Source organism: Streptomyces sp. NPDC088387 (assembly GCF_044753385.1).
Classification (GTDB): Bacteria; Actinomycetota; Actinomycetes; order Streptomycetales; family Streptomycetaceae; genus Streptomyces.
On record NZ_JBIVNC010000011.1, the window covers coordinates 287046 to 295641 of the forward strand.

Here is an 8596-nt window from a genome sequence, read left to right on the forward strand (position 1 = left end):
TGAACCTCCTTGGAATTCGGACTGTTCGTACAGGGATACGTGGGCAAGCGCGCCGAGACCGACCCACTGGCCGAGCACAAGGCGCTGATGGAGGAGACCGAGTACGTCATCCAGGCGGACAGGTCCGGCTTCAAGTACGCCTGGGCGTCCGAGCACCACTTCCTGGAGGAGTACTCGCACCTGTCCGCGAACGACGTCTTCCTCGGCTACCTGGCCCACGCCACCGAGCGGATCCATCTCGGGTCCGGCATCTTCAACCCCCTCGCCCAGGTCAACCACCCGGTGAAGGTCGCCGAGAAGGTGGCCATGATGGACCACCTCAGCGAGGGCCGCTTCGAGTTCGGCAGCGGACGCGGCGCCGGCTCCCACGAGATCCTCGGCTTCCTGCCCGGCATCACGGACATGAACTACACCAAGGAGATCTGGGAAGAGACCATCGCCGAGTTCCCCAAGATGTGGCTCCAGGACGAGTACGTCGGCTTCCAGGGCAAGCACTGGTCGCTGCCGCCGCGCAAGATCCTGCCGAAGCCGTACGGGAAGTCGCACCCCGCGATGTGGTACGCCGCCGGGTCGCCGCCGTCGTACTCGATGGCCGCCCGCAAGGGGCTCGGGGTGCTCGGCTTCAGCGTGCAGAAGGTCTCCGACATGGAGTGGGTGCTTGAGCAGTACAAGACGGCGATCGTGGACGCCGAACCGATCGGGGACTTCGTCAACGACAACGTGATGGTGACGACGACCGCGATCTGTGCGCCCACGCACGACGAGGCGATACAGGTCGCCGTCAACGGCGGGCTGCACTATCTGCCGTCGCTGGTGTTCCGCTACCACGACACGTTTCCCCGGCCCGAGGGGTTTCCGGTGTGGCCGGAGACGCTGCCGGAGTACACCGCCGAGCTGGTCGAACTCCTCATCGAGGAGGAGTTGTTGATCTGCGGGGATCCGGACGAGGTGCTTCGGCAGTGCAAGCGGTGGGAGCAGGCCGGGGCCGACCAGATCAGCTTCGGGCTGCCCGTGGGGGTGCCCAAGGAGGAGACGCTTCAGACGATTCGGCTCATCGGGGAGCACGTCATTCCCAAGATCGATACGGATCCTGTCCACCGGACTACGCGGTTCCGTCAAGGGGCCTGAGGGGTCGTCGGCGGGTGCGGGTGCGTTGTGGCCTGTCGCGCAGTTCCCCGCGCCCCCAAAAGAAGGGCGTTGCCGTCGCCCCGACTCAGGAGGTGAGCCTTCGTGCTCGATCACGTCATTCGTAATGTCACCGTCGTCGATGGCACCGGGGCGCCCGCCCGGATCGCCGATGTGGGTCTGCGGGACGGGCGGATCGCTGTCGTCGGGAAGGTCACCGAGGCCGCCCGGGCCGTCGAGGACGCAACCGGGCTCGTCCTCGCCCCCGGGTTCGTCGACCCCCACACCCACTACGACGCCCAGTTGTTCTGGGACCCGTACGCCACCCCGTCCCTCAATCACGGGGTGACGACCGTGGCCGGGGGGAACTGTGGGTTCACGCTCGCGCCGTTGAATCCCGAGCGGCCGGATGACGCCGACTACACGCGGCGGATGATGTCCCGGGTCGAGGGGATGTCGCTGGTGGCGCTGGAGGAGGGGGCGCCCTGGACCTGGCACGGGTTCGGGGAGTACCTCGACGCGCTGGAGGGGCGGATCGCGGTCAACGCCGGATTCATGGTGGGGCACTGTGCGCTGCGGCGGTACGTGATGGGGCCGGACGCCGTCGGCGGGCAGCCGTCGGCCGAGCAGCTCGACGCCATGCTGCGGCTGCTGCACGAGGCGATGGACGCCGGGGCGTGGGGCTTCTCCACCACCCAGTCCAGTACACACTCCGACGGCGACGGACAGCCCGTCGCCTCCCGGCACGCCGGGCCCGAGGAACTGCTCGCCCTGTCCAGGGCGGTCGGTGAGCACGAGGGCACGCAGATCGAGGCGATCGTCGCCGGCTGCCTCGACCAGTTCAGCGACGCGGAGATCGAACTGCTCGCGGACATGAGCGCCGCCGCCGGCCGCCCCCTGAACTGGAACGTGCTGACCGTCGACGCCGCCGTCCCCGAGCGGATCCCCCGGCAGCTGCTGGCCGGCGAGCGGGCCCGCAAGGCCGGTGGCCGGGTCGTCGCGCTGACCATGCCGATCCTCACGCCGATGAACATGTCCCTCGGCACGTTCTGCGCGCTCAACCTCATCCCCGGCTGGGGGCCGGTCCTCGCACTCCCCGTCCCCGAGCGGATCGAGCAGCTGCGCGACCCCGCCGTACGCGCCGAGATGCTGCGCCGCGCCGAGTCCAAGGAGGCCGGCGTCTTCCGGCGGCTGGTGAACTTCGGGCGGTACGTCATCGGCGACACCTACAGCGACGCCAACGAGGGGCTGCGTGGGCGGGTCGTCGAGGACATCGCCCGTGAACGTGGTCAGGAGCCGTTCGCCTGCCTCGTCGAGATCTGCGCCAACGACGAGCTGCGTACGGTCCTGTGGCCCATGCCCACCGACAACGACCCCGCGTCCTGGTCACTGCGCGCCGAGACCTGGCGCCACGAGGACGTGCTGCTCGGCGGCTCCGACGCGGGCGCGCACCTGGACCGGATGTGCGGTGCGCCGTACACGACCCGGTTCATCGGCGACTGTCTGCGCGGACGGAGGCTGACCTCCCTGGAACAGGCGGTGAAGATGCTGACCGACGACCCCGCGCGGCTCTTCGGACTGCGTGAGCGCGGCCGGATCCAGGAGGGCTTCCATGCCGACCTCGTCCTGTTCGACCCCGAGCGGATCGAGGCGGGCCCCGCGACCCTGGTGCACGACCTGCCGGGAGACAGCCCACGCCTGGACGCCAAGGCGATCGGCGTCCGCGCCGTGTGGGTCAACGGCGTCGAGGCGATCCGCGACGACGTGGTGAGCGGGGCCGTACCGGGCCGGGTGCTGCGCTCCGGCCGGGACACCCGGACGGTGAGCACCCGGTGAGGCAGTCGCTGTTCGTCGGCGGGGCATGGGTCGAGCCGGAGGGCGGCCACTACGCGGTGGTCGACCCGGCGACGGAGGAGACCGTCGGGTGGGCGCCGGAGGCCTCGCGGGACCAGGCGCGGTCGGCGTGCGCCGCGGCCCGCGAGGCCCTCGGGCCGTGGTCGCGCACCCCCGCCGAGGAACGCGCGGCGGTACTGGCCCGCGCGGCCGGGATCATCCGCGACCGCCTGGTGCCCTACGCCGATCTGGCCCGCGCGGAGACCGGCGCGACCGTCGGCACGGCCCGGGGGATGCAGGTCGGCGTGGCCGCCGCCCGCTTCCGCCGGTACGCGCGTGTGGAGCCCGCCGAGTGGCCGATCGCGCCGCAGATCACCGAGCCGGGGCCGATGGGGAAGGGCGGGGTGCTCGGGGCGCTCGCCGTACGCCAGCCGGTCGGCGTGGTCAGTTGCATCACCTCGTACAACAACCCCTGGGCGAACCCCGCCGGGAAGATCGCGCCCGCGCTCGCCATGGGCAACACGGTCGTGGTGAAGCCCGCCCCGCAGGACCCGCTGTCCGTGTACCGGATGGCGGAGGCCCTGGAGGCGGCCGGTGTGCCCGCCGGTGTCGTCAACGTGGTCTCGGGGCGTTCGGCCGAGGTCGGTGAGGCGACCGTGGACTCGCCGGACGTCGACATGGTCAGCTTCACCGGGTCCACGGCGGTCGGACAGCGGATCGCCGGGGTGTGCGGCCGGCTGATGAAACGGCAGTTGATGGAGCTGGGCGGCAAGGGCGCGGCCGTGGTCTTCGACGACGCCGACCTCGACTCGGCGGTGTCCGGCATCGGCACCACCTTCTCCTTCTACAGCGGCCAGATCTGCACCGCGCCGACGCGGGTGCTGGCCCAGCGGGGTGTGTACGAGCGGCTCGTGGAGCGACTCGCCGCCTACGCGGGCCGGTTGAAGGTCGGCGACCCGCGCGAACGGGACACGGTCGTCGGGCCGGTCATCTCGGCGGCCCACCGCGACCGGGTGGAGTCGTACGTCGAACTCGGCCGCAAGGAGGGCGCGTCGGTGGTCTGCGGCGGCGAACGCCCGCCCCTGTCCCAGGGGTTCTACGTCGCCCCCACCCTCCTCGCCGACTGCACCAACGACATGCGGGTCGCCCGCGAGGAGATCTTCGGCCCCGTCGTCTGCGTCGTCCCCTTCGACGAGGAGGACGAGGGCGTGGCCCTGGCCAACGACTCCGACTACGGCCTCATCGACTACGTCTGGTCGGCCGACGTCTCCCGCGCCTTCCGCGTCGCCCGTCGCCTCCGGGCCGGCGGGGTCGGCGTGAACACGGTCGGCCGGAACATGGAGGCCCCGTTCGGCGGCTTCAAGCGCAGCGGGGTCGGGCGGGACGTGGGGAGTTACGCCCTGCACGCCTACAGCGAGGTGCAGGCGATCGTGTGGCCGGGGTGAGGTGCGGGCGGATCTCCTACAGGTCGAACACGGCGCGGAGCCCGATCTCGACCGCCTCCATGACACGCGCGTCGACCGGTCCCAGGTCGTGGGTGAACCGTGGCGCCGACAGTGTGCGGAACTCGCCCAGCACGACGGTGCCCGTGGAGGGTGAGCCGACCGGAATGTCGACCAGAGTGGCCTCGCGTACTCGCTGGGGGTAGACCAGCACGCAAGTGGCCGACTTGTTCTGCGCGTTCAGGGCGTCGGACGAAATCACCAGTACGTGTGCAGGACCGCCGGCGAAGGACAGTTCGTAGACATGCCCGCGCTTCACCGACCCGCCACCCGGCCCCACCGCTCCAGGGTGTCCTCTTCGCTCTCGCCGGGCGTGGCCGCGGTCGTAGTGATCCCGGCCTCGGCTCTCACCCGGGCTGACTTCCCCAGCTCCTCCGCCAGCATTTCGCGGCGCAGTATCCGTGCCGTGTAGGCGGAGGCGTTGCCCTTGGCCTTGACGAACGCGGCCACGTCGTCAGGCAGGCTCATCGTCATGTTGATCGTCATGATGCCATCATACGGGCCGGCATGATGGATACGTGAACTGATGGCCAACTTGACATGGACGTACTGGATGTAAGTCTCCGGCGTGCCGGAACCCTTGCTTCAATGGTGCCTCGTGGGCGTCGTGGAAGCGGGTGGCTGGCGGACATGCGGGTCGTGACCTGGAACCTCTGGTGGCGGTTCGGGCCCTGGGAGGCCCGGCAGAAAGCGATCCTGGGCGCGCTGCGCGAGCTGCGTCCGGACGTCGTGGGCCTCCAGGAGGTGTGGGAGGGCGGCGGCGAGAACCTCGCCGGATGGCTGGCCGGCGAACTCGGACTGCATGTCGCGTACGCACCCTCGCCCGCGCCCGAGCGCTGGCGGAGCCGGATAGGCGACCCCGACGTCGGCATAGGCAACGCCGTGCTGAGCCGCTGGCCGATCGTCGAGCGGGCGACCCTCGCGCTGCCCGCCCCCGCGGACCTCGCCGACGGCCGCTCCGCCCTCTACACCCGCCTCGCCGCCCCCGGACACGAGGTGCCGTTCTTCACGACCCACCTCACCTCCGTCCCGTACGGCTCGGCCACGCGGGTCGCGCAGGTGCGGGCGCTGGCCGAGTTCGTCGCCGCGCGCCGCGGGGACACCCCGTTCCCTGCGGTCGTCACCGGCGACTTCAACGCCTTCCCCGACTCCGACGAGATCCGCCTCTTCGGCGGGCTGCGCACCGCGCCGGCCGTCCCGGGCCAGGTCTTCCTCGACGCCTGGCAGTACGCGGACCCGGCGGCCCCGTACGCCACCTGGGACCCGGTGAACCCGTACCTCCCCCTCGGCGAGCCGCCCGTCCGTATCGACTACATCCACGTCGGTCCGCCCGGCCCCGGCGGCCTCGGCCGGGTGCGGGCCGTGCGGCGGGCGGGGGACGCGCCCGTGGACGGGGTCTGGCCGTCGGACCACGCGGCGGTGGTGGCGGAGCTGGCGACGGAAGCGAGCGCATAGCGGCACGCGCTCACGGGCCGGCCCGCCCTGGAGTCGGTCACTCCCTTCCGAGGAAGACCGGGTTGGTGAACGCCGTCATCGTCCCCGGCAGTGGTCCGACCGTCGGCTCGTGGCGCAACTCGGCCCGTACGTAGGCCGCTTGCCGGGCCGTCGTACGCCACTCCACCACCCCCGCACCCGTCACCGGCAGCGGGTCGGCGGTGAACAGGGTGCCCTGGTCGGTGACGAGACGGACCGTGCGGCGCGGGGCGCCGGTGACCTCCAGGCGGACCGTGACGGGGGTGGCGGGCTCGACGGGGAGACGTTCGCCGATGCCCGCGTGGGCGCCGAGGCCGTCGGACGCGGTGAAGGAGAGCGTGACGCTCTTCGACTCGGCGACGTAGGAGCGGCCCGCGCGGATGCCGTCCTGGATTGCCGCGCGGGTCAGGTCGTCGGCGAGGACGACGGTCTGCGGGAGGCCGACCACGTTCGGGTCGCCGTGCGCGTCGCTGTTGCCCATCGCCGGGATCCAGCCACGCCCGTCCCGTACCGCCGCGACCAGGGTGTTGTCCCACTCGGCGAGGGTGAGTTCGTCGTCCGGCGTCCACGGCCCGTTCCACACCTCGACCGCGTCGGCCTCGGCGAGGCCGAACTTCCAGTGGCAGCCGACGCAGGTGGCGTGCGGATGCGCCGGCACCACCAGACCGCCGGCCCGGCGGATCCGCCGCGCGAACCTCCCGAACCGGTTGTCGCGGGCCCGGTAGCGCCAGTCCACGAACGTGCCCGGGTCCATGCCGAGCGCGACCACGTGCCCGTTGCGGGTCGTGACCTCCTCGCCGACCATCACCAGCAGATCGTCCCCGGCCACGTCCGCCCAGTGCGCGTGCGCGGAATGGGTGTTGTGCTCCGAGGAGTTGATGAAGTCCAGACCCGCGGCCCGTGCCAGCGCCCCGATCTCGGCGGGGGTGCGGCGGCCGTCGGAGTACCAGGAGTGCAGATGGCAGTCCCCGCGGTACCAGGCACGGCCCCGGCCCCTCGCCCGGGACGGCGGGTACACCGGCTCGGGGGTCTCGCCGGGCGGCCCGTAGGTGAGCGTCACGGTGATCTCGTACGACAGCCCCTGCGGCGCCACCGTGTACGGACCCAGCGCGATGTGCCACGTGCCCGCGTGCACGGGCCCGGGGAGGTAGCCGGGCGTGGCCTCGTCGGCGCGGACGAAGAACTCGCCGCGGGCCCCGCCCGACCACCCGCGGAAGCCGCGGCCGCCGAGTTCGGTGCCGTGCTGGTCGAAGACGCCGATGTCGAGGGCGTTGCCGGCGGTGCCGGCCGGGACGGGCGGGCGGTCGTAGGTGTACGCCACTCTCAGCTCGCGGACCCCGCGCGGGATCTCGACGGGGACGTACACGAAGTCGGGCGGGCCGGCCGGCAGGGTGCCGCGCAGGGTCCGCGTCTCCTGGCTGCCGGGGTCCGGCTCCCGGCCGTCCGCTGAGGTGTGGCTCACGCCTCCCAACATACGGGCGGCGCCGGGCCTGGTCGCGCGGCGGGTGGCCGAAGAATGCCGACTGGTCGGTATGGACATCTGAGGCGGGTCCCGGTACAGATGACGCATGCGTATCTCCGCCACGATCTTCCTCACCGACGAGACCATCACCCCGGTCAGGATCGCCCGCGAGCTGGAGCAGCGGGGCTTCGCCGGGCTGTATCTGCCGGAGCACACCCACATCCCGGTCGAGCGGGTCACGCCGTACCCGGCGGGTGGCGACCTGCCCCGCGAGTACGGCCGGATCCTCGACCCGTTCGTCGCGCTCGGCCAGGCCGCCGCCGTCACCGAACGGCTCGGTCTCGGCACCGGCATCACCGTGGTCGCCCAGCACGACCCGATCGCCCTCGCCAAGCAGATCGCGACGCTGGACCATCTCTCCGGCGGCCGGTTCACCCTCGGCGTCGGCTTCGGCTGGAACGTCGAGGAGGCCGCGGACCACGGGGTGACCTGGCGTACCCGCCGGGATCTGGTGCGGGACCGGATGGGGCTGATGAGCGCGCTCTGGTCGGAGGAACCGACCGCCTACGAGGGGGAGTTCGGGTCGGTGCGGGCCAGTCACGCGTATCCGAAGCCGGCGCAGAAGCCCCGCGGGCGGCTTACCGGTCCCCGCACCCTTGTCGGCGGTGCGGCGGGGCCGAAGCTCTTCCAGCACGTGTGCGCGTACGCCGACGGGTGGATGCCGATCGGTGGGCGGGGGCTGACGCAGTCCCTGCCGGTACTCCGCGAGGCCTGGACGGCCGCGGGACGCGACCCGAACGCCCTCCAGATCGTCCCGTACGCCATCCATCCCACCCCGGGCAAGCTCGCCCACTACGCGGAACTGGGAGTGGAGGAGGTAGTGATCCAGCTCCCTCCGGCAGGCGAAACAGAGGTACTCCAAGCGCTGGACGCATACGCGGACCACGTCTAGCGAGGTCTGGTGCGGATCCGCTGTGGCCGGTCGCGCAGTTCCCCGCGCCCCTGGGTGGGTGACCTGGGCGTTGGACTGGTCGCGCCCGCTCGGCAAGGCGGGGCCCTCGACGGCCAAGGTCTTGCGCACCCACCCAGGCGCGACCAGCGGCAAGGCCGGGTCACCCACTCAGGGGCGCGGGGAACGGCGCGACCAGCCACGACGGACCCGCACCAGCCCTCGGACAAGGCCGGATCCCCCACCCAGGCG

At 71.8% G+C, this 8596-nt stretch carries 8 protein-coding genes; 5 read left to right on the forward strand and 3 right to left on the reverse strand.

Annotated elements, in window-relative coordinates; all coding sequences use genetic code 11:
* The first annotated feature begins 9 nt into the window (after positions 1-9).
* The 3 genes from ACIQAC_RS28495 to ACIQAC_RS28505 all read left to right on the forward strand — a co-directional run bounded on the left by ACIQAC_RS28495 (position 10) and on the right by ACIQAC_RS28505 (position 4403).
* Entirely contained in the window at positions 10-1128 is a 1119-nt protein-coding gene (locus ACIQAC_RS28495; protein WP_402195643.1) for an LLM class flavin-dependent oxidoreductase, read from the forward strand.
* Positions 1129-1230: 102 nt separating this feature from the next.
* The gene (locus ACIQAC_RS28500; RefSeq protein ID WP_402195645.1) at positions 1231-2961 is read left to right on the forward strand and encodes an amidohydrolase family protein; all 1731 of its coding nucleotides are present in this window, start codon (positions 1231-1233) and stop codon (positions 2959-2961) included.
* The gene (locus ACIQAC_RS28505; protein WP_402195648.1) at positions 2958-4403 is read left to right on the forward strand and encodes an aldehyde dehydrogenase family protein; all 1446 of its coding nucleotides are present in this window, start codon (positions 2958-2960) and stop codon (positions 4401-4403) included. Before ACIQAC_RS28500 ends, ACIQAC_RS28505 begins: the two co-directional genes overlap by 4 nt.
* 16 nt (positions 4404-4419) lie before the next feature.
* On the opposite strand, the gene ACIQAC_RS28510 is transcribed toward ACIQAC_RS28505, so the two are convergent.
* The gene (locus ACIQAC_RS28510; protein WP_402195650.1) at positions 4420-4719 is read right to left on the reverse strand and encodes a type II toxin-antitoxin system PemK/MazF family toxin; all 300 of its coding nucleotides are present in this window, start codon (positions 4717-4719) and stop codon (positions 4420-4422) included.
* Positions 4716-4946 carry a hypothetical protein gene (locus tag ACIQAC_RS28515; RefSeq protein WP_402195652.1) on the reverse strand — a complete coding sequence of 77 codons (231 nt, stop codon included), beginning with the start codon at positions 4944-4946 and terminating at the stop codon, positions 4716-4718. Before ACIQAC_RS28515 ends, ACIQAC_RS28510 begins: the two co-directional genes overlap by 4 nt.
* A 144-nt stretch (positions 4947-5090) precedes the next feature.
* On the opposite strand from ACIQAC_RS28515, the gene ACIQAC_RS28520 reads away from it, so the two are divergent.
* Positions 5091-5915, forward strand: a complete 825-nt coding sequence (locus tag ACIQAC_RS28520) for an endonuclease/exonuclease/phosphatase family protein (RefSeq protein ID WP_402195655.1) — start codon at positions 5091-5093, stop codon at positions 5913-5915.
* A gap of 37 nt (positions 5916-5952) precedes the next feature.
* Here the strand turns inward: ACIQAC_RS28520 and ACIQAC_RS28525 are convergent, their stop codons facing one another.
* Positions 5953-7473 (reverse strand): CehA/McbA family metallohydrolase, encoded by a 1521-nt coding sequence (locus ACIQAC_RS28525; protein WP_402195657.1) that lies wholly within the window; start codon positions 7471-7473, stop codon positions 5953-5955.
* Between the two features lie 28 nt (positions 7474-7501).
* Between ACIQAC_RS28525 and ACIQAC_RS28530 the strand changes: the two genes are divergently transcribed.
* A complete protein-coding gene (locus tag ACIQAC_RS28530; RefSeq protein ID WP_402195660.1) occupies positions 7502-8347 on the forward strand; it encodes an LLM class F420-dependent oxidoreductase in 846 nt (281 codons plus the stop codon).
* Positions 8348-8596 lie beyond the last annotated feature (249 nt).